The sequence below is a fragment of the Coprococcus sp. AF16-22 genome (assembly GCF_003461545.1).
Lineage (GTDB): Bacteria > Bacillota > Clostridia > Lachnospirales > Lachnospiraceae > Coprococcus > Coprococcus aceti.
The window spans coordinates 1-19,576 of record NZ_QTXH01000012.1; the positions used below are offsets into that span (position 1 = coordinate 1).

General features: G+C 43.8%; 16 protein-coding genes and 6 tRNA genes. All 22 read left to right on the forward strand.

Going from position 1 to position 19,576, the window contains the following annotated elements:
• The first annotated feature begins 125 nt into the window (after nucleotides 1–125).
• The 22 genes from DWW60_RS11480 (at nucleotide 126) to clpB (ending at nucleotide 19,529) form a co-directional block, all read left to right on the forward strand.
• Nucleotides 126–197 (forward strand) — tRNA-Asn (locus DWW60_RS11480).
• Between the two features lie 16 nt (nucleotides 198–213).
• A tRNA-Glu gene (locus tag DWW60_RS11485) sits at nucleotides 214–285 on the forward strand.
• Between the two features lie 16 nt (nucleotides 286–301).
• A tRNA-Thr gene (locus tag DWW60_RS11490) sits at nucleotides 302–374 on the forward strand.
• 37 nt (nucleotides 375–411) lie between these two features.
• Nucleotides 412–493 (forward strand) — tRNA-Tyr (locus DWW60_RS11495).
• 14 nt (nucleotides 494–507) lie between these two features.
• Nucleotides 508–581: transfer RNA gene (locus DWW60_RS11500), tRNA-Met, on the forward strand.
• 11 nt (nucleotides 582–592) lie between these two features.
• A tRNA-Phe gene (locus DWW60_RS11505) sits at nucleotides 593–665 on the forward strand.
• Nucleotides 666–780: 115 nt separating this feature from the next.
• Nucleotides 781–960: a DUF951 domain-containing protein gene (locus DWW60_RS11510; protein ID WP_015533982.1), complete on the forward strand. Its 180-nt coding sequence runs from the start codon at nucleotides 781–783 to the stop codon at nucleotides 958–960.
• A gap of 983 nt (nucleotides 961–1,943) precedes the next feature.
• Complete coding sequence (locus DWW60_RS11515; protein ID WP_022216147.1) at nucleotides 1,944–3,614, forward strand: Na+/H+ antiporter NhaC family protein; 1,671 nt, start codon at nucleotides 1,944–1,946, stop codon at nucleotides 3,612–3,614.
• Nucleotides 3,615–3,897: 283 nt separating this feature from the next.
• Complete coding sequence (locus DWW60_RS11520; RefSeq protein ID WP_015533980.1) at nucleotides 3,898–4,887, forward strand: AAA family ATPase; 990 nt, start codon at nucleotides 3,898–3,900, stop codon at nucleotides 4,885–4,887.
• Nucleotides 4,888–4,903: 16 nt separating this feature from the next.
• Nucleotides 4,904–5,794, forward strand: coding sequence for a DUF58 domain-containing protein (locus tag DWW60_RS11525; protein ID WP_117875419.1), 891 nt, complete (start codon nucleotides 4,904–4,906; stop codon nucleotides 5,792–5,794).
• 45 nt (nucleotides 5,795–5,839) lie between these two features.
• A complete protein-coding gene (locus DWW60_RS11530) occupies nucleotides 5,840–6,316 on the forward strand; it encodes a hypothetical protein (RefSeq protein ID WP_117875420.1) in 477 nt (158 codons plus the stop codon).
• Nucleotides 6,307–7,338: a VWA domain-containing protein gene (locus tag DWW60_RS11535; RefSeq protein ID WP_117875421.1), complete on the forward strand. Its 1,032-nt coding sequence runs from the start codon at nucleotides 6,307–6,309 to the stop codon at nucleotides 7,336–7,338. Before DWW60_RS11530 ends, DWW60_RS11535 begins: the two co-directional genes overlap by 10 nt.
• A gap of 19 nt (nucleotides 7,339–7,357) precedes the next feature.
• A complete protein-coding gene (locus DWW60_RS11540; protein WP_015533976.1) occupies nucleotides 7,358–8,305 on the forward strand; it encodes a vWA domain-containing protein in 948 nt (315 codons plus the stop codon).
• On the forward strand, nucleotides 8,302–9,045 hold the full coding sequence (locus tag DWW60_RS11545) for a tetratricopeptide repeat protein (RefSeq protein ID WP_022216142.1): 744 nt from the start codon (nucleotides 8,302–8,304) through the stop codon (nucleotides 9,043–9,045). The genes DWW60_RS11540 and DWW60_RS11545 overlap by 4 nt, the downstream gene beginning before the upstream one ends.
• Before the next feature lie 124 nt (nucleotides 9,046–9,169).
• Entirely contained in the window at nucleotides 9,170–9,601 is a 432-nt protein-coding gene (locus DWW60_RS11550) for a hypothetical protein (RefSeq protein WP_015533974.1), read from the forward strand.
• A 2-nt stretch (nucleotides 9,602–9,603) separates the two neighbouring features.
• Complete coding sequence (locus tag DWW60_RS11555; protein WP_055147049.1) at nucleotides 9,604–10,626, forward strand: hypothetical protein; 1,023 nt, start codon at nucleotides 9,604–9,606, stop codon at nucleotides 10,624–10,626.
• Between the two features lie 91 nt (nucleotides 10,627–10,717).
• Nucleotides 10,718–11,641 carry a diadenylate cyclase CdaA gene (cdaA, locus tag DWW60_RS11560; RefSeq protein ID WP_055147046.1) on the forward strand — a complete coding sequence of 308 codons (924 nt, stop codon included), beginning with the start codon at nucleotides 10,718–10,720 and terminating at the stop codon, nucleotides 11,639–11,641.
• Nucleotides 11,631–12,890: a CdaR family protein gene (locus DWW60_RS11565; RefSeq protein WP_022216139.1), complete on the forward strand. Its 1,260-nt coding sequence runs from the start codon at nucleotides 11,631–11,633 to the stop codon at nucleotides 12,888–12,890. The genes cdaA and DWW60_RS11565 overlap by 11 nt, the downstream gene beginning before the upstream one ends.
• A gap of 23 nt (nucleotides 12,891–12,913) precedes the next feature.
• The gene (locus DWW60_RS11570; protein WP_015533972.1) at nucleotides 12,914–13,636 is read left to right on the forward strand and encodes an NAD-dependent protein deacylase; all 723 of its coding nucleotides are present in this window, start codon (nucleotides 12,914–12,916) and stop codon (nucleotides 13,634–13,636) included.
• Nucleotides 13,637–13,701: 65 nt separating this feature from the next.
• A complete protein-coding gene (locus DWW60_RS11575) occupies nucleotides 13,702–15,150 on the forward strand; it encodes a glycoside hydrolase family 1 protein (protein ID WP_055147043.1) in 1,449 nt (482 codons plus the stop codon).
• Between the two features lie 207 nt (nucleotides 15,151–15,357).
• Nucleotides 15,358–16,821 carry an LPXTG cell wall anchor domain-containing protein gene (locus tag DWW60_RS11580; protein ID WP_117875422.1) on the forward strand — a complete coding sequence of 488 codons (1,464 nt, stop codon included), beginning with the start codon at nucleotides 15,358–15,360 and terminating at the stop codon, nucleotides 16,819–16,821.
• Between the two features lie 131 nt (nucleotides 16,822–16,952).
• Nucleotides 16,953–19,529, forward strand: a complete 2,577-nt coding sequence (gene clpB, locus DWW60_RS11585; protein WP_117875423.1) for an ATP-dependent chaperone ClpB — start codon at nucleotides 16,953–16,955, stop codon at nucleotides 19,527–19,529.
• The last annotated feature ends 47 nt before the right edge of the window (nucleotides 19,530–19,576 follow it).

The following is a 19,576-nucleotide window of genomic DNA, read 5'->3' on the forward strand; positions in this document are numbered from 1 at the left end:
TTTAGAAGATACCTCTTTCTGTGTGAAATTCTGAAGGTACAAGTTAAAAAAATATAAAAAACACTTGCATTTTCAAGTCAAATGTGTTAACATTGACAAAGACGCCGTGGTTTACCAGGTGATATTCCTCGATAGCTCAATGGTAGAGCACTCGGCTGTTAACCGAGGGGTTGTAGGTTCGAGCCCTACTCGGGGAGCTGCTTTTGAAAACCTGGCCCCATGGTCAAGCGGTTAAGACATCGCCCTTTCACGGCGGTAACACGGGTTCAAATCCCGTTGGGGTCATTTGACAATTAAATATGCCGATGTGGCTCAATTGGCAGAGCAGCTGATTTGTAATCAGCAGGTTATCGGTTCGAGTCCGATCATCGGCTTTTTGCTTAAAGCAAGAAGTTGCCAAAAGCAATAAATGGGTGGATTCCCGAGTGGCCAAAGGGGACAGACTGTAAATCTGCTGCGTAATGCTTCGATGGTTCGAATCCATCTCCGCCCATTTTATTTTTTTGCCGCGGGGTGGAGCAGTCTGGAAGCTCGTCGGGCTCATAACCCGAAGGTCATAGGTTCAAATCCTGTCCCCGCTATTTTTATGTAAGCCCAGATAGCTCAGTTGGTAGAGCAGAGGACTGAAAATCCTCGTGTCGCTGGTTCGATTCCAGCTTTGGGCACTAGATGAAAAGCTGAAACTTTTATGAGTTTCAGCTTTTATTTGTTTATGCGGGCAAAGCCCTCCAAAACGTACAGTATGTATATTTATAGGATTCCGAAGGAGGAGATATCAGAATGGTATTTGAGGTTGGACAGGTTATAAAGATGAAGAAGGCGCATCCTTGTGGAACGAATTCCTGGGAGATACTCAGAGTAGGAATGGATTTCAGACTCAGATGTACTGGCTGTGATCATCAGGTCATGGTGCCCAGAAAATTGGTGGAGAAGAACTTCAAGGGATTTATTGAAGAATAAAAAAGAAGCAGGATCATGATTAGGCGATTATGATTCTGCTTCTTTTTTTATATAAAGTTTTTTGTGAGCCGATTGAGTATAACTCATATATTAGCTTTACTCTCTTTAAGGGAGGAGCGCAGCCGCTTGACGGCTGCGCCAATTAAGGGATTGGGGGGGGTAGTCATTTCTGACTACAAAAAAGGGAGTAAATAACAAAAAATAGTAAATTGTCAAATTTCAGTGTAAGCTGTCAACGCTTTCTGTTGTCTTTCTGTATCTCTTGCTTACAAGTTGATAATATGATAAATGGATCAGGATTGCAATAGCATTTGGCTCATTTAGGTTATAATGCCATATTTGTTGGCGATTTTGACTGTTTTTGACTACTTTTGCATGTATAATCGTAAAAAATCATCTGATGTAACATAACGCAACGATATTGCGCAAGTTGCACACAGGCAAGTTGCGCAATGCAGAAGAGATATATAATAATAAAAGAGCAGAATCACGATTAGGCGATCATGCTTCTGCTCTTTTTATTTATATAAGATTTTTTGTGAGCTGATATTGAATATATCATAACCTTTGGTTACTCACCTTTAAGGGAGGGACGCAGCCGCTTGACGGCTGCGTCAATTAAGGGATTGGGGGTGTAGTCATTTCTGACTACGAAAAAAGGGAGTAAAAACAAAAAATAGTAAATTGTCAAATTCCAGTGTAAGCTGAAGATGTTTCTGCTGTTCTTGTATCTCTTGCTTACAAACTGATAATATGACATAAATGTTATTTATGCAATAGCATTTGATTGTTTTCCGTCATATTCACATATTCATAATAAATTTTGACTGTTTTTGACTGAAAAGGAATAAATCAGACATTTGCACTATTCAAATGGCATGCTTATGTGATATAACTTTACTTATATGACGTGATAATACATTATTCCACAGATGAATTATCACAGATAATATGCATACGAAAAAAGATCAGGGAGGATCAAGATGAAGAGTAGCAAGAAAAATCTTATTGCCATCGCCGTGGTAATTCTCATTATTGCGGTTCTCGGAATTCTGTCTATATATGTAGATAAGATTCCATCGCCATCGACATATGCGACATTCTGGGCACTTGTACCATCGGTTGTCGCTATCACGCTGGCACTTATAACGAAGGAGGTTTACAGTTCACTGTTTATAGGAATTGTAATAGGAAGTGTGTTTGCCTCCGGATTCAGTTTTACGGGCAGTATATCGAATGTACTGCAGGATGGACTGATCGCACAGCTTTCAGATTCATATAATGTAGGTATACTGATATTCCTTGTCATTCTTGGAACCATAGTTGCACTTATGAACAAGGCAGGTGGATCCAAGGCATTTGGTGACTGGGCAGCTACCCATATCAAGACCAGACAGGGCGCGCAGCTCTGCACAGTTCTTCTGGGAGTTCTGATATTTATCGATGACTATTTTAACTGCCTCACAGTCGGTAGCGTTATGAAGCCTGTAACTGATAAACACAGGATATCAAGGGCGAAGTTTGCATATGTTATAGATGCAACAGCGGCACCTATATGTATCATAGCCCCTGTATCATCATGGGCTGCAGCCGTCAGTGGATTTGTAAAGGGTGAGGATGGCTTTGGTCTGTTTATAAAAGCCATACCATATAACTATTATTCATTCCTCACACTTGCGATGATGATCGCAATGATCGTTATGAAGGTTGAGTTTGGTTCCATGGAGAAGCATGAGCTCAATGCCCTGAAGGGAGATCTTCTCTCAATGGGAGATGGCAAGAAGACTGTCACAGCAGAGGAGACTGATGTGGTCAACAGCAACGGCAAGGTAGTTGATCTTATAATACCTATCATATGTCTTGTTATCTGCTGCATTATAGGAATGATCTACACAGGTGGATTCTTCAGCGGTGTAAGCTTTGTAGAGGCATTCTCAAACAGTGATGCATCTGTTGGACTTGCAATTGGAAGCTTGTTCGGACTGCTTATTACAATTCTTCTGTATGTGATAAGAGGAGTCCTGGATTTTGGTAAATGTATGGAGGCTATACCAGAGGGCTTTAAGGCAATGGTACCGGCTATACTGATCCTTACATTCGCATGGACGCTCAAGGGAACTACCGATATGATGGGTGCAAAGGATTTTGTACAGACAGCAATGACATCTGCATCGGGAAGTCTGTTTAGTTTCCTTCCTGCGGTTATATTTATAGTTGGATGTCTCATGGCGTTTGCAACAGGAACATCATGGGGAACATTTGGAATACTTATCCCTATTGTGTGTGCAGTATTTGAGGGTAAGAATAATGAGCTTATGATCATAGCGATATCAGCATGTATGGCTGGAGCTGTGTGTGGAGATCACTGCTCACCTATATCAGATACCACTATCATGGCATCAGCAGGAGCGCAGTGTAACCATGTAAATCATGTGGCAACACAGCTTCCATATGCGATAACAGCGGCTATCATGTCATTCGTGTCATATGCTATAGTTGGACCGCTTACATACCATCTGCATGTTAAGTGGTTTATCATGCTTCCGATATTCATAGCAATGATGGTTCTTCTGATATTTGTACTCAGGGTCATCAAGCGCAGGAATCCTGCAAGTTATGTGAATGCGGATACTAGAGTAGCGGATGCGGAGTAGGCAGATCAAATTGTAAATAAAAGGTATATTTAACGAAAAAAATAGTTGACTTATGATGGAACATAAGTTAATATGTGAGAGTAGAGTTTTCATTTATTTGAATCCTCTCTCCCCTCATTATGGTGACCAGGTACCCCCTGGTCACTTTTTTGTTTATATGGACAAAATATAGCATGGGCACTTTATATTTGTTAACTTGAGCAATCACATGTAAAGGTATATTCTATATACCATAGATGCCGGGGAGACAGACATCATAATAAATAAAGGAAAGAGAGTAGTTATGCAGGATAACAGAGAGATAACAAATGAAGAAGTCCAGAAGGCTTCGGAGATAATCAACAATTTGCTGAGTTACTATAACAGTAAGGTTGTGGGACAGCCTTATCTGGGATATTCACTTCTGGTTGCAATGATGACAAACGGTCATGTGCTTCTGGAATCCGTTCCAGGACTTGCCAAGACCACTGCTGCCAGGGTTATGACAGAGGCGGTTAATGGATCATTTTCAAGGATCCAGTGTACACCGGATCTTATACCGAGCGACATAATTGGAACCCAGATGTACAACATGGCGACCAATACATTTGAGGATAAGATAGGTCCGGTTTATTCGAACTTTGTACTACTCGATGAGATAAACAGGTCCAGTGCGAAGACACAGAGTGCCATGCTGGAGGCGATGCAGGAGAGAGAAGTCAGTATAGGAGGAAAGACATATAAGCTGCCGGAGGTGTTCGTGGTAATAGCGACCCAGAATCCGATCGAATCTGAGGGTACGTATGTGCTGTCAGAGGCACAGCTTGACAGATTCCTTCTCAAGGAGACTGTGACATATCCAAGCGCAAGGGATGAGATGGAGATACTCAACAGAGTGGAGGCAGGAGTTTTTTCAGACGTGAAGTCCGTTGCCAGCGTTGACGATGTGGTGTATCTTCAGAAGCTGTGCAAGAGGATTTATATAGATCCGGCGATAAAGAAATATATAGTTGATATAGTTCAGGCAACCAGAATGACGGATAAGATACTTGCACCTGAGCTTGCACAGTATGTTGCCATGGGTGCGAGCACAAGAGCGGCTATTGCGTTCATGGAGGTAGCAAAGGCAATCGCACTTATAAATGGGAGAAGATATTGTGTTCCTGATGATGTGAAAGCACTCAGATATTCAGTCCTGAGACACAGGATCATGCTTACATTTGCCGCTGTTGCGGAAGACGTGAAGATTGAGAAGATTATAGATGCCATAATAGGTTCGGTTAAGACGCCGTAGGGGAAGACAGTTAATTATGAAGATGACATATATATCCAGAATACAGGGAAATATGAAGGGATATAAGACCATATATACTACCAAGGCAACGTCGAGGATAATCGATGGTTCGTACAATTCCATCTATAAGGGCAGGAGTATGAACTTTGATGAGCTCAGGGAGTATGTCGTTGGCGATGATATCAAGGACATGGACTGGAAAGCATCTGCCAGGAGCCAGAAGCTTCTGGTCAGACAGTATATCGCCGAGAAGAAGCATAATATAATGCTGGTGATGGATGCCGGAAAACGTATGCTTGGATATGCCAATGATGTTCAGGAGAAGAGTGACGTTGCACTTATGGCGGCAGGAACCCTGGCATATATGGTGTGTGACAATGGTGATTATGTGAGCGCTACTTATGTTTCAGACAGGGGCGTGGAGAACTATCCGTTTAAGACAGGCTTTGCAAATGTCGAAAATATTCTTGCGGGTTACCACAGGAACGTTACCATGACTAATGACTCGGATACGGGGGATGCGCTGAGCTTCATTGCTAGGAATTTCAGGAGGAGAATGATCATACTTGTGGTGACGGACACCAGAGGTATCCTGAATATGTCGGAGGCAACTGTAAAGCAGTTAAAGGTACTGCATGATATACTGCTTATAAATGTTGAGGATGCCGGGATGAACGGTAAGAATGTATATGACATATCCGGTGACACATATATTCCTGAATTTTTTACCAGGGACATGAAGCTGGCAAAGAAGGAAGAGAGGAAAAGGCAGGAGCTTTCAAGTGCCTGTGACGACAAGCTTAAGAAACTTGGTATTTCGTACCTGACGGTCAGGTCTTCTGACAGCATGGATGAAAAGATAGTAGAGCTGCTCAACAAGCACAAGACTGAGAGCTCAGGAAAGTAGTTAAATGGGCTGATGCCCGGAGATAAGAGGAAGAAGATATAAGATATGGAAAGTTCAGTGAATTTGCAGGAGCCGCTTTCGTATGTGGTATGGCCGATCGTGCTGACCGGAGTGATAACAGCCGCAGTGCTGTTGTTCTTTGGTGGCTGCTGGTATCTGAGAAGACGTAGAAAAATGGCGGCGGAGCTGCCGAAGGTGGTGAAGCCTGCGCCTATGGATATGGGTAGAGTGAAGGCCAGATATCTGTCAGAACTGGCGGATATTGCGGGACAGTATGATCAGGGAAAACTTGATGTAAGAGGTGCATATCAGCGTATGAGCCGTTGTATCAGGGGATTTGTTCATGCTGCAACCGGCATAAGGGTTCAGAATTATACTCTGTATGATATAGAAAGATTAAACATGCCGGAGCTGTACTATCTTGTGGCTGAGTATTATGCGCCGGAATTTGCAAGAAAGTCCGATGGTGATGTGAGGGCTTCCCTTGAGAAGACAAGGAGTTTGATTGAGAGATGGCAATAAAATATCATATTGTTCTATATGCAGGCCTGGCTATTGCACTGTTTATGCTGGTATTTGTGTTTGTGAAATACAAAAAGACAAAGGAATATGCCGGAGGAAAAAAGATCGCAGGGCTCATATGCCAGGAAGATGAGGCATATTTCAGGAAAAGAAAAATATTATATAAGACCGGGCTTACAGCCACGCTCATATGCTGCGTACTGGTTGTCGTATCGGCATTCCTGCTCATGGCAAAACCATACACGAGCAGGCGTATGCAGGATGAAAAGTATTGCAGGGACATCATTCTGTGTATCGACATATCAACATCCGTGGATTATCTCAACGAGAATCTGCTGGACAAGCTGAAGAAAACAGTTGATGAGCTTCAGGGCGAACGTTTTGGAATCGTGATATTTAACACAAGTCCGGTGCTGCTTACTCCGCTCACGGATGATTATGAGTATGTGAAGGATCAGCTTGATCTGATCGCACAGTGTCTGAAGAGCAGAAATGAAGTGAATCTGGACGATGCATTTTCATCGGGGTACGACTGGATATATTATCAGGCATATATATCATCTGGAACTCTGATCGGAAATGAGCAGAGGGGAAGCTCACTTATAGGGGACGGCCTTGCTGCTGCGGCAATCGATTTTTCGGATGCTGACAAGGAGAGGACAAAGGTGGTAATATTCTCCACTGACAATGATATACAGGGAACACCGGTGGCAACTCTGGATGAGGCGGCCGATATATGTGTTTCAAACAATGTCACGGTGTATGGAGTTGGAACAAAGGAGATGACACCGGAAAACAAGGAGTCCATGAAGAATGCGGTGGAGAAGACCGGTGGTAAATTCTATCTTGAGGAGGAATCCGGATCATTTGGAGAGATAGTATCATCGATAGAAAAGCTGAGTAAGAATCTGGTCAAGGTGAGGATGGTGGATGTTGAGACACCTGAGCTGTTATATCCATTTGTATTGATGCTGGTTCTGTTTGCAGGAATGCTAGGACTTGGCCGCTGGCTCAAATTATAAGACGTTACAGGAGAGAATTATGAGAATAGATCCAATTATACCAATCTGGCTTATGCTCATATTGTGCGTTGGCATGGCGTTCCTGAAAAGGCGGAAGAGAAGCGCATATATAAGGCAGATAGCTGCCATCATACTGATATTTCTCATCAATCTGAGGATCATGGTCCCAAGCAGCAACGTGGAGACGAGTGTCCGGAAGCTTGACACATATGTGCTGTTCGTTGTGGATGACACCATAAGCATGCTGGCTCAGGATTATGCTGGGGATACAGAGAGGCTGACGGCGGTGAAGAAAGACTGCGAGCACATAGTTGATGAGATGGACGGTGCTAAATTTGCAGTCATAACCTTCAATAATAGTGCAAATCTGATATCGCCATATTCGGATGATTCAAATTTTGCAAAAAGTGTTCTGGATTCAATATATCCGCTGGATTCGCTATATGCCAGGGGGTCGTCCATGAATGTCTGCATAGATGTGATGACGGATACCCTTAAGCGTGCAAAGGAGAAAAATGATGGAAATGTGGTCGTGTTCTTTATAAGCGATGGTGAAATAACCAACGACGACAGACTCAAGTCATTTGACGGGGCGAAAAAATATATTGATGGAGGCGCAGTGTTGGGGTACGGCACAAAGGAAGGCGGTAACATGTATGTGAAATCATATTACGATGACCGGAAGGAGCTGCTTGAGGACACATCGGACTACCCGTATAAACCAGCGGTGTCGAAGATCGATGAGGATAATCTGAAAAAGATTGCCGATGATCTGGGCGTCGACTATATAAATATGAACGATGGTTCTGCGCTGGATAAGGTTGTGGAGAAGTCACGGGGAACCGCTGAGTCAACGGATAAGGGTAAGACCATAGGATATGTGGATATATATTATCTGTTTGCAGCATTATTTGCAGGACTTGTTGTATATGAATTTTTTGATATGAGAAAGAAAGTCATAAAATGAAAAACAGATCAGGAATAATAAAGATCGTTGCTGCAGTGACCGGAGCTGTCAGCCTGCTGTGTATGGCGGTGCTTCTGGTGAATTATCTGTGCAATGAGCATTTTATAAGTGAATACAAAAAGGGACAATATGTGGACAGCACAGTGAACGCCGTGCTTGGCTTTACTCAGCCACATATATACCATTATAATCTTGGTGATGTATATTACAGTCAGGGAGATTACGAGGGCGCCGAGCAGGAGTTTCGTAAGGCACTAGAAAAGAAGCCGGGTGGTGAGTCCGACTGTAAGACAAGGGTCAACCTTGCGCTGTCCATAGTGAAGCAGATAGATCCTGAGGGTGTTACTAAAGAGAATCTGGATGAGGTGATAGACATACTTGAGGGGGCAAAGGACATTCTCATAGAGAATGACTGCGCCCACAGGGATGATGAGGATGGACATTACGAGGATGCACAGACTCTGAAGGATGAGATAGATGCCTTTGAGGAACAGCTCAGGAAGCAGACGGAGGAACAGGATCAGAAAGGTGATCAGGATCCAAATGACCAGAAGGATCAGGGCAGTGACGATGAAAACGAAGAGGATACACAGGAGCCTCAGTCTTCTGATAAGGAATCGGAGATACGAAAGCAGCTCGATGCCATCCAGGGAGACAGTCTTGAGCAACGAAATCAGGAGATGGATGCATACGAGACATACAAAAATGAACATGATTACTACGGCGGACGCACTTGGTGATCATACATTAATAGACATTAAATTCTAAATATAAAACTTGCGCAATATTAAGACGCGGGGTATAATACTGCTAGTTATGGTCATTTGTGGAAAAGTGACCAGAATAAGGAGATAGAATCGAGCAATGGTAAATGAAGAAAAGGTCATTCTAATGACGAAGATCGCCATGTACAAGGAGTCGCTTGGACGTGAGGATCTCGAAAAGGGTAAATATTTTCAAAGTGACTATGTGAAGCTTAACTGTCTTAAGACAATTGTTTCATCTACGGTGCTGTTTGTAGTTTTTGCCGCAGCTTACATATACTATAATCTTGCAGATATAGTTGAGAAGCTCACAGAGCTTGACTATGTGAAGGTGGCGAGCAGCATTGTGGGCGGCTATGCAGTGGTGTGTATTGCATTTGCGCTTTTCGCGTGGGTCTTATATACATACAGATATATGAAGGCAAAGCCAAAACTCATAAAGTATAACCAGAATCTTAAGAAACTGATAGAATTTTATGAGAACGAGGACGGAACACGCCGTTCTGTCAAAAAAAAGAGGAGGGCTAACTGATAATGTCAACACTTCTGGATTTCCGCGATGGAGTAAAGAATTTTTGTAGTAAGTATGATAAATTTGTTTCACCACTGTGTAAGTTTATACTGGCACTTGTTGTGTTCTGGTCAATAAACCATCTCACAGGATATAACAGCACGATAAGCAGTATCGTAGTGGTCCTGGCAGCAGCTTTTGTGTGTGCGTTCCTTTCAGGCCAGCTCACACTTGCCATTGCAGGACTGTACGCATGTGCCCAGGTTGCCAGCGCAAGTCTGGAGCTTGGAATCTCATTTGTTGTCATATTTGTGATAATGTATTGTGTATATATAAGATTTTTCCCTAAGGCATCATGGATCATTCTGTTTATGCCATTCTTTTACATTATAAAGTTCCAGTATTTCATGCCAATCCTGGCTGGAATGACAGCTGGATTCACAGGAATGGTTCCTGCAGCATTTGGCTGTATATTCTACTTCTTCCTGAAGCATACTGCTGATTACGTTGCTTTAAGCTCAAGTTCAGCAGAGGGTGATCTGATAGAGGGATACAAGTATATTTTCCAGCATCTGGTGCAGGATAAGACACTTCTGCTCACCATAATAGTGTTTGCAGTTGTTATAGTTCTTACATACATAATATATAGAATGTCATTTGCATATTCATGGTACGTTGCCATCATCACAGGCGGTGTGGTAGAGATCATACTGTTCCTGGTTGGGACTTTGTCCATGGAAGTTGAGGTATCCCTTGCGGGGGCTCTGCTTGGATGCATACTGGCGATACTGGTGACCATAGTGGTTCAGTTCTTCAAGATAGTTGTGGACTACTCAAGTGTTGAGAATACACAGTTTGAGGACGATGACTACTACTACTATGTAAAGGCTGTGCCAAAGGTCATGGGTGGTGCCCAGAGAAAGGCAGCCAGAAGAGAGCAGCCATCGCCAAGACCACAGCAGAAGAGGACGACTTCGTCCGGATCAGGCGCACAGAGAAGCCGGTCAGCGGCAAAGGAAGATTCTGTTACAGGATCAACAAGATAGATACATTGAAAAGAGCTTACATGTGAGTGACCTGACTTTTGTCAGGTCACATTAATTATACGGAGTATTTATATACCGAAAGGAGGATGAAATGGATAAGATATCAACGTTTATATCAACGTATTTTGATTGGTTTTATATAACAGTTCCAGGCACAGTAGATATAATAGAGATACTTATTTTGTCATTCTTTATATACAGGATCATGTTGTGGTTCAAGCAGAGCAGAGCATGGACTCTTCTGAAGGGTATAGTTATGATCGTGCTCTTCACTGCCATTGCGGCGGTGTTCCAGTTCAATACGATCTTATATCTGCTTAAGAATGCATTCAGTGTGGGAATAATAGCGGTGGTGATCCTGTTCCAGCCGGAGTTCAGACGAGGACTTGAACAGCTTGGAAGAAAGAAGCTGATCAATTACATTATACGAGATGGCGAGGATGATGGTGTTATATCGGAGAAAACGATATATGAGCTTGTGAAGACGGCCCAGGTCCTGTCTGCAAACCGTACCGGTGCACTCATAGTCATTGAGAATGAAGTTGCACTGGGCGAGTATATTGATACGGGAATACCGATCGATGCGGTCGTGACTAACCAGTTACTTCTCAATATATTTGAGCACAACACACCGCTTCATGATGGTGCGGTGATCATAAGAAAGAACAGGGTGGTTTCTGCCACATGTTATCTGCCACTGTCTGCAAATGACTCCATCAACAAGGAGCTTGGAACACGACACAGAGCCGGTATAGGTATCAGTGAGGTGTCAGACAGTATGACTCTTATCGTATCTGAGGAGACAGGTTCAATATCCATTGCACAGGGAGGCGAGCTCTTCAGGAATCTGGACAGCGAGGGCGTGAGAAGGCATCTTCAGACGCTGTGCAAGGAGTATAATGGAAGAAAGAGCCACAGGTCTTCAGGTGCCCGTCCGGTTAAGCGGAGAAAGAGAGTCGTTGTGGAGAATAAGAATAAAGCTTCCAGAAAGGAGGCTGATGAGAATGAAAAATAACAGCGCAGAGCCTAAGAAAAAGGCAAATAAGATATACAGCAATATAGGTCTTAAGCTTCTGTCGGTTGTGCTTGGATTTCTGGTGTGGCTTCTTGTACTGAACATCGATGATTCAGCCGTGACAAGGACCATAAGGGACATTCCGGTCAATCTGGTAAATACTGACGCCATAACAAGTCAGAATCAGTTGTACACGATAACTTCAGGTGATACCGTGGATATAGTCGTCAAAGGACGTAAATCACTTATAAGCGATCTTGATGCGTCGGATTTCAAGGCTGTAGCGGATATGTCAAAGATATCCATAACAAATGCGGTGCCTATCACTGTAACTGCGAACAGCACCAACATAGCTAAAAAGGTCAGCATAACTGTTGTGGACAACGTGCTGTCAGTTGAACTTGAGGACGAGAAGTCAGTGTCAGTTCCTGTGTCCGTGGTGACAACAGGCGAGGTTGCTTCCGGATATACGGTTGGTAACAGTGTGGCAGCTCCAAACCTCATAACGATAAAGGGTGCTGCAAGTATAGTTTCGAGCATAGATCGTGCAGAGGTGACAGTTGATGTGACCAGTGCAAAGGATGATATAACGACAAACTGTACGCCTGTATTTGTAACCGCTGATGGTGAGAAGATATCAGACAAGTCGATATCCTACGATGAGATATCGATAGCAGTCACAGTTCCGGTATACAAGACTAAGAATATACCTGTTCATGTGGATGTCACAGGAGATCCTGCGGATGGATATCTTGTATCAGATATAACATATGTACCGGAGACCGTTGATATAGGTGGAGACGCATCGATAATAAAGGATATAACAAGCCTTGATATAACGGATGTTGATGTGAGCGGATGTACAGCAGATGTTGAGACGACACTTGATGTATCAAAGTATCTTCCAGAGGGTGTGGTCGTGACAAAGGAGAGCGCATACATCAATGTGAAGATAGCGATCGAGAAATCAGTTACAAGAAATATAACGGTGACCACAGGGGATATCATCCTGAGGGGCAAGCAGAGTGGATACAGCTATGAGATGAGCATGGGTGATAGCAATACGATAACCGTGAGTGGAATCTCAAGTGCGGTGTCCAAGGTATCGGCCAAGAGCCTGAAGCTGTCCATAGATGCTTCCAAGCTCTCATATGGCGATAATACGATCACGCTCAGTGTCCCTGATGGAGATAAGTACACCGTGGTAAATACGTGTACAGTTATGGTAAAGGTTACTGAGACACAGTAGTCATTGTCTGGAGGTGTATGTATATGGATACAGAAAAGTTGAATGAGCTGAGACAGATCATAGAAGATTCGGATAATATCGTTTTCTTTGGCGGTGCAGGAGTATCGACGGAGAGCGGTATACCAGATTTTAGAAGTGTGGATGGACTGTATAATCAGAAGTATAAGTATCCGCCGGAAACTATAATCAGCCACAGCTTTTACAGACGTAACCCGGAGGAATTTTACAGATTCTATAAGGACAAGATGATATTTGCTGATGCAAAGCCGAACAAGGCTCATATAAAGCTGGCGGAGCTTGAGAAACAGGGAAAGCTCAAGGCGGTGATAACGCAGAATATCGACGGACTTCACCAGATGGCAGGTAGCAGGAATGTCATAGAGCTCCATGGTTCTGTTCACAGAAATTACTGTGAGAAATGCCATGCTTTCTATGACCTGGATTATATAGTCAATTCGGATGGTGTGCCTAAGTGTGAAAAGTGCGGAGGCACTGTAAAACCGGATGTGGTGCTGTATGAGGAGGCACTTGATGAGGACAATATGTCGAGGGCACTCCAGTATATATCCGAGGCGGATACGCTGATAATTGGCGGAACCTCACTTGTGGTATATCCGGCAGCAGGACTTATCAGATATTTCAGGGGGCGGAAACTGGTGGTTATAAATATGTCCCCGACACAGTCGGACAGCAATGCAGATCTTCTGATAGCGGATAAGATAGGAGATGTGCTGGGCAGTCTGTAGCATATGACGACAAAGGCATGTTGAAGGCATGCTATACAGATTCTATATAGTATGGAGGACGGTTTATGTATTTTGACAGATCAAATGGCTTCCCGAAAGATTTCCTGTGGGGCAGTGCGTCTGCTGCATATCAGATAGAGGGAGCGTGGAATGAGGATGGCAAAGGCCCATCCAACTGGGATCAGTTCGTAAGGATCCCGGGAAAAACATTTAAGGCTACGACAGGTGATAAGGCGGTTGACCATTACCACAGATACAAGGAAGATGTGGCACTTATGGCGGAGATGGGACTTAAGACTTACAGGTTCTCAATATCCTGGCCAAGGATCATACCTGATGGCAATGGCGAGATAAATGAAAAGGGCTTACAGTTCTATGATGACCTGATCAATGAACTGGTTAAGTATGGAATTGTTCCTATGGTAACAGTGTACCACTGGGATATGCCACAGGCACTTGAGGAGCAGTATCACGGATGGGAGAGCAGACGAATAGTCGATGATTTCGTCAGATACGCAAAGGTTCTGTTTGAGAGATATAGTGACAGGGTAAAGCACTGGATAATCATGAATGAGCAGAATGTATTTACAGGTCTTGGCTGGAATGCAGGAATGCACCCACCAGGAAAGGTTGATGACCAGAAGATGTTCTATCAGGTAAACCATCATGCATTTATGGCACACGCCAAGAGTGTTATTGCACTCAAGGAGATCTGCCCGGATGCTAAGGTCGGTTCATCATTCGCATACACACCGTCATACGCATTTGACAGAAAGCCTGAAAATGCGATGGCGAAGATGGATTATGATGATCTGAACAACTTCTACTGGATGGATATGTATGCCTATGGCCGTTATCCAAGGGCTGCCGCTGCTTACCTCAAGAGCAAGGATCTAACTCCGGTTATGGAGGACGGTGACGAGGATATCCTCAGGAAGGCTGCAGGTCTCATAGATTTCATGGGTGTAAACTATTATCAGTCATGCGTTGTCGAGCACAACCCGATAGACGGAGTGGGAACGACTCACGAGATGAACACGACCGGCAAGAAGGGCACGGCAAAGGTTCAGGGTGTTCCGGGACTTTACAAGAATCCTGCAAATGAATTCCTTCCTACGACAGACTGGGATTGGACCATCGATCCGATGGGACTTCGCATGTGCTGCAGACAGATCACTTCAAGATACGACCTTCCGATCGTAATATCTGAGAATGGTCTTGGTGCATTTGACAAGTTCGAGGATGGGGAGATCCATGATCCGTACAGGATAGATTACCTGAAACATCACATAGAGGAGCTCAAGAAAGCGTGTGATGATGGCTGCCGTGTCCTGGCATACTGCACATGGTCTTACACAGATCTTCTCAGCTGGCTCAACGGATATCAGAAGAGATACGGATTTGTGTATGTGGACAGAGAAGAGGACGAGAACAGTGGAACTTTGAACAGATACAAGAAGGATTCTTATTATTGGTACAAACATGTTATAGAGACCAATGGTGAGGAGCTGTGATAATAGAATAATATCATAACAGGGAGAACCGGCATTTGAGTGCTGGTTCTTTTTCGTACTAAAGTTATGCATTTAGTCATTTAATTTTAAAAACTAGCCGTTTGGCTAGTTTACTAAAAAACTCAGTGTATTATAATTATTTGTTATGTTGATGGCAATATCTGGCAGTAACTGCCAGGGATTAAAGACAGGAGGAAAGGGATAATTATGAAATCAAAGAAATTGGTAACTGGGTTGATTATGGCATGTATATTTGCTGTAGTGATTATTGCGGGAAAGAACTCTGTGAAGGTGCAGGCCGCGGATGGGGATGTGGCAATTGTGACGGATGGCAATGGCGATGAGATCGGATCATATGCTACACTGGCTGATGCATTTGTAGCCGCACAGAATGGCTATACAATATGTATAATTAGTGATATATATGATCCTTCGGCTTCTATAGGATACAATGATGGTGAACATAATAAACATATCATTATAGATCTCAACGGTAAAAGTGTCACTTTGCAGATGATGAATTTTGATTATTCGTTATACGTGAAAAACGGAACATTAAATTGCGGTATCACAAATGGAAGTGTTGGATTTACTAATGCTATGCTGACTTTGTCAAATGTCAAATTCATTACGGATAGTATCAACTGGATGACAAAAGATGGAATCTGTCTGAATAATGGCTCAAATGTGACGCTCAACGGTTCACAGTGTTGGTTTGAAAAACTTGAGATGGATACAGACTGTGTATTTACGGTACAGAACAGTGACGGACTTAGCAACTTTGGGCATATTGCAGATGGATTTGACGGTGTGAAGGAGTTTGTACCAGAGGGACTTTCTGTAGAAGGAACGACAATCATTGATGATGAGACAGGAGCCAAGGCTAAGGATTTTATTCTCCGTTACCGCAGCTTGTCGGATGATGCAGATGTCGCTGTCAGCATTGATCCAAAAACATATGTGTACGATGGAAAAGAAAAGAAACCTGCGGTTACGGTTTCTTATGGCGGAAAGACTCTGACAGAGGGAAAAAGTTACTCATGTGTATATGCGGATAATATTGATGCGGGAACAGCTACAGTTACTATCAAGGGTGAGAATACCATGCATGGACAGATCGTGGAAGAGTTCACAATAGATAAGGCAAAGCAGAAGGCACCTACAGGTTTGGTCGCAACGGCAGAGACTGTGGATGGGAAAAATGATGGTCAGATATCTAATCTGAAGACGTCAATGGAATATAGTGTTGACAAGAAAAAATGGTTGGATTGTGAAAGCACGGTACTTAAGAAACTTGCAGATGGAAATTATTATGTGAGATATAAGGAGACCAAAAATTATTATGCATCTCCTGCTGCAAAGGTAGTGGTAAAGAAGGGGAATGTACCAGCAACAAATGAACCGACTACAAATGAACCGACTACAAATGAACCTTCAACTGAAAAACCAACGTCAAGTGAGCAGACGACAGAGAAGGTAACAACAGAGAGACAGACAACCGATGAGAAAACTAACGTGACCTCAACAGAGAATACAACTGTAGCAGACTCAAAAAAGGGGTCAGGTGTACCAAATACCGGAGATGACGGAAATGTGGCATTGATGCTCATAGTCATGATGGCATGTTTATTAGGGGCTGCCGGGGTGGTAGTTTACCGTAGAGAGAGATAATTTAAAATAATAAAAAAAATGTTAGCACTCAGTATTGACGAGTGCTAACAAGTGTGTTATATTATCATCAGACAGGGAAGTGATATTAAGGTATCAGTTCCCTGAAAGTTTAGTTTAGGAGGTAAACAGCTATGGAGATGGATAAATACACACGTAAATCGTTGGAAGTTGTAGAGAAAGCAAAAGAAAAAGCTCTGGAGTACGACAATCAGGAACTTACGCAGATGCACCTTTTGGCTGGCTTGCTTGAGATAGATGACAGTTTGATAGCCAAGATATTTGAGAAGATGGGCGTGAATGTTACTGGTGCCGTGAATGCGGTGGAGGATAAGCTGGCAAGGTTGCCGAAGGTCAGCGGTGGCAATATGTATGCCGGAAATAACTTCTCAAAGGCTCTCATCCAGGCAGAGAAGGAAGCAAAGCAGATGGGCGACACATATGTGTCTGTTGAGCATTTGTTCCTCGGCATGGTGGATAAGGCTGATTCGGATATCAAGGAGCTTCTTAAAGGCTGGGGAGTTAGCAGGAATGCATTCCTCAAGGAGCTAGCAGAAATCAGAGGTAACCACAAGGTGGACAGCGATGATCCGGAGAGCTCATATGAGGCTATGGAGAAGTTCGGATATGATCTGGTCGAGAGGGCAAGACAGCAGAAACTTGACCCGGTAATAGGACGTGACGCTGAGATACGAAATGTGATCAGGATCCTGTCAAGGAAGACAAAGAACAATCCGGTGCTTATCGGTGAGCCTGGTGTAGGTAAGACTGCGGTTGTAGAGGGACTTGCACAGAGGATACTCAGAGGTGATGTGCCAGAGGGACTTAAGAACAAGAAGATATTTGCACTTGATATGGGAGCTCTTGTGGCCGGTGCCAAGTACAGAGGTGAATTTGAGGAGAGACTTAAGAACGTCCTGGATGAGGTGAAGAAGTCCGAGGGCGAGGTCATAATGTTTATTGATGAGCTCCACACCATTGTGGGAGCCGGTAAGACGGACGGTGCCATGGATGCGGGCAACATGCTCAAGCCTATGCTTGCAAGGGGTGAGCTGCACTGTATAGGTGCCACAACACTGAACGAGTACAGACAGTATATAGAGAAGGATGCGGCTCTTGAGAGACGTTTCCAGCCGGTTATGGTGGATGAGCCAACCGTTGAAGATACAATATCTATCCTTCGAGGAATCAAGGAGAGGTACGAGGTGTTCCATGGAGTTAAGATATCAGATGGTGCCCTTGTAAGCGCAGCGGTTCTTTCCAACAGATATATAACAGACAGATTCCTGCCGGATAAGGCAATAGATCTTGTTGACGAGGCGTGTGCCATGATCAAGACAGAGCTTGATTCAATGCCTGTTGAAGTGGATGAGATCACACGTAAGATAATGCAGCTGGAGATTGAGGAGACAGCCCTTAAGAAGGAGGAGGATAATCTGTCAAAGCAGAGACTGGCAGACCTTCAGGCTGAACTGGCAGAACTCAAGGATCAGGCAAATTCCCTGAAAGCAAAGTGGGAGAATGAAAAGGCTGCAGTTGAGAAGATAAGAACACTCAAGGAAGAGATGGAGCAGGTCAAGGCTGATATTCAGGCTGCACAGAGAAATTATGATCTGAACAAGGCAGCAGAGCTTCAGTATGGTAAGCTTCCAGCAATCCAGAAAGAGCTTGCAGAGGCTGAGTCCACAGCTTCAGATAAGGAGAGGGAGCTTGTCCATGAGGTAGTTTCAGAAGATGAGATATCGAAGATCGTATCCAAGTGGACAGGAATTCCTGTTGCAAAGCTTACTGAGAGCGAGAAGAGCAAGACCCTCAATCTTGCCAGCGAACTTAAGAAGAGAGTTGTAGGTCAGGATGAAGCCGTTGACTATGTCAGCGATGCGATCATCAGATCAAAGGCGGGAATAAAGGATCCTAGCAAACCGATAGGTTCATTTATCTTCCTTGGACCAACCGGTGTTGGTAAGACAGAGCTTGCAAAAAGTCTTGCAGCGGCATTGTTTGACAATGAGCAGAACATGGTTCGTATTGATATGAGTGAATACATGGAAAAGCACAGTGTGTCAAGACTTATAGGAGCGCCTCCGGGATATGTAGGTTATGATGAAGGCGGTCAGCTGACAGAGGCTGTTCGTAGAAAGCCATATTCGGTTGTCCTCTTTGATGAGATAGAGAAGGCACATCCGGATGTGTTCAATGTGCTCCTTCAGGTGCTTGATGATGGACGTATCACGGATTCTCAGGGCAGAACTGTGGACTTCAAGAATACGATCATTATCATGACATCAAATATCGGTGGTGCGGATATCGCAGCTGCCGGCGGAGAGATCACAGATGAACTGAAGAATGACGTAATGGCTCAGCTTAAGAGCAGATTCAGACCTGAGTTCCTGAACCGTATCGATGAGATCATCACATTCAGGGCACTGTCTAAGGACAACATCAGTGGTATAGTTGATCTTCTCATGGCAGATCTCAACAGCAGACTGGCAGACAGGGAGATCACTATCAAACTTACGGAGAGTGCAAAGCAGCACATCATCGATCAGGGATATGATCAGGTGTATGGCGCAAGACCGCTCAAGAGATATCTGCAGAAGAATGTGGAGACACTGGTTGCAAAGATGATACTTGCGGGCAGCGTAAGCACACAGTCAGCCATAGTCATCGATTATGATGGAACGGCTCTTGTGGCAGGAAATGAGAGATAAAATAATACAGGTCATACAGAGAAGGGCGCAGGAGTATTACTCCTGCG

Excerpts from the sequence above, each read along its gene's own strand:
- DWW60_RS11510 (WP_015533982.1), top strand. The coding sequence starts at position 781 with ATGGTATTTGAGGTTGGACAGGTTATAAAGATGAAGAAGGCGCATCCT.
- DWW60_RS11515 (WP_022216147.1), top strand. The coding sequence starts at position 1,944 with ATGAAGAGTAGCAAGAAAAATCTTATTGCCATCGCCGTGGTAATTCTC.
- DWW60_RS11520 (WP_015533980.1), top strand. The coding sequence starts at position 3,898 with ATGCAGGATAACAGAGAGATAACAAATGAAGAAGTCCAGAAGGCTTCG.
- DWW60_RS11525 (WP_117875419.1), top strand. The coding sequence starts at position 4,904 with ATGAAGATGACATATATATCCAGAATACAGGGAAATATGAAGGGATAT.
- DWW60_RS11530 (WP_117875420.1), top strand. The coding sequence starts at position 5,840 with ATGGAAAGTTCAGTGAATTTGCAGGAGCCGCTTTCGTATGTGGTATGG.
- DWW60_RS11535 (WP_117875421.1), top strand. The coding sequence starts at position 6,307 with ATGGCAATAAAATATCATATTGTTCTATATGCAGGCCTGGCTATTGCA.
- DWW60_RS11540 (WP_015533976.1), top strand. The coding sequence starts at position 7,358 with ATGAGAATAGATCCAATTATACCAATCTGGCTTATGCTCATATTGTGC.
- DWW60_RS11545 (WP_022216142.1), top strand. The coding sequence starts at position 8,302 with ATGAAAAACAGATCAGGAATAATAAAGATCGTTGCTGCAGTGACCGGA.
- DWW60_RS11550 (WP_015533974.1), top strand. The coding sequence starts at position 9,170 with ATGGTAAATGAAGAAAAGGTCATTCTAATGACGAAGATCGCCATGTAC.
- DWW60_RS11555 (WP_055147049.1), top strand. The coding sequence starts at position 9,604 with ATGTCAACACTTCTGGATTTCCGCGATGGAGTAAAGAATTTTTGTAGT.
- cdaA (WP_055147046.1), top strand. The coding sequence starts at position 10,718 with ATGGATAAGATATCAACGTTTATATCAACGTATTTTGATTGGTTTTAT.
- DWW60_RS11565 (WP_022216139.1), top strand. The coding sequence starts at position 11,631 with ATGAAAAATAACAGCGCAGAGCCTAAGAAAAAGGCAAATAAGATATAC.
- DWW60_RS11570 (WP_015533972.1), top strand. The coding sequence starts at position 12,914 with ATGGATACAGAAAAGTTGAATGAGCTGAGACAGATCATAGAAGATTCG.
- DWW60_RS11575 (WP_055147043.1), top strand. The coding sequence starts at position 13,702 with ATGTATTTTGACAGATCAAATGGCTTCCCGAAAGATTTCCTGTGGGGC.
- DWW60_RS11580 (WP_117875422.1), top strand. The coding sequence starts at position 15,358 with ATGAAATCAAAGAAATTGGTAACTGGGTTGATTATGGCATGTATATTT.
- clpB (WP_117875423.1), top strand. The coding sequence starts at position 16,953 with ATGGAGATGGATAAATACACACGTAAATCGTTGGAAGTTGTAGAGAAA.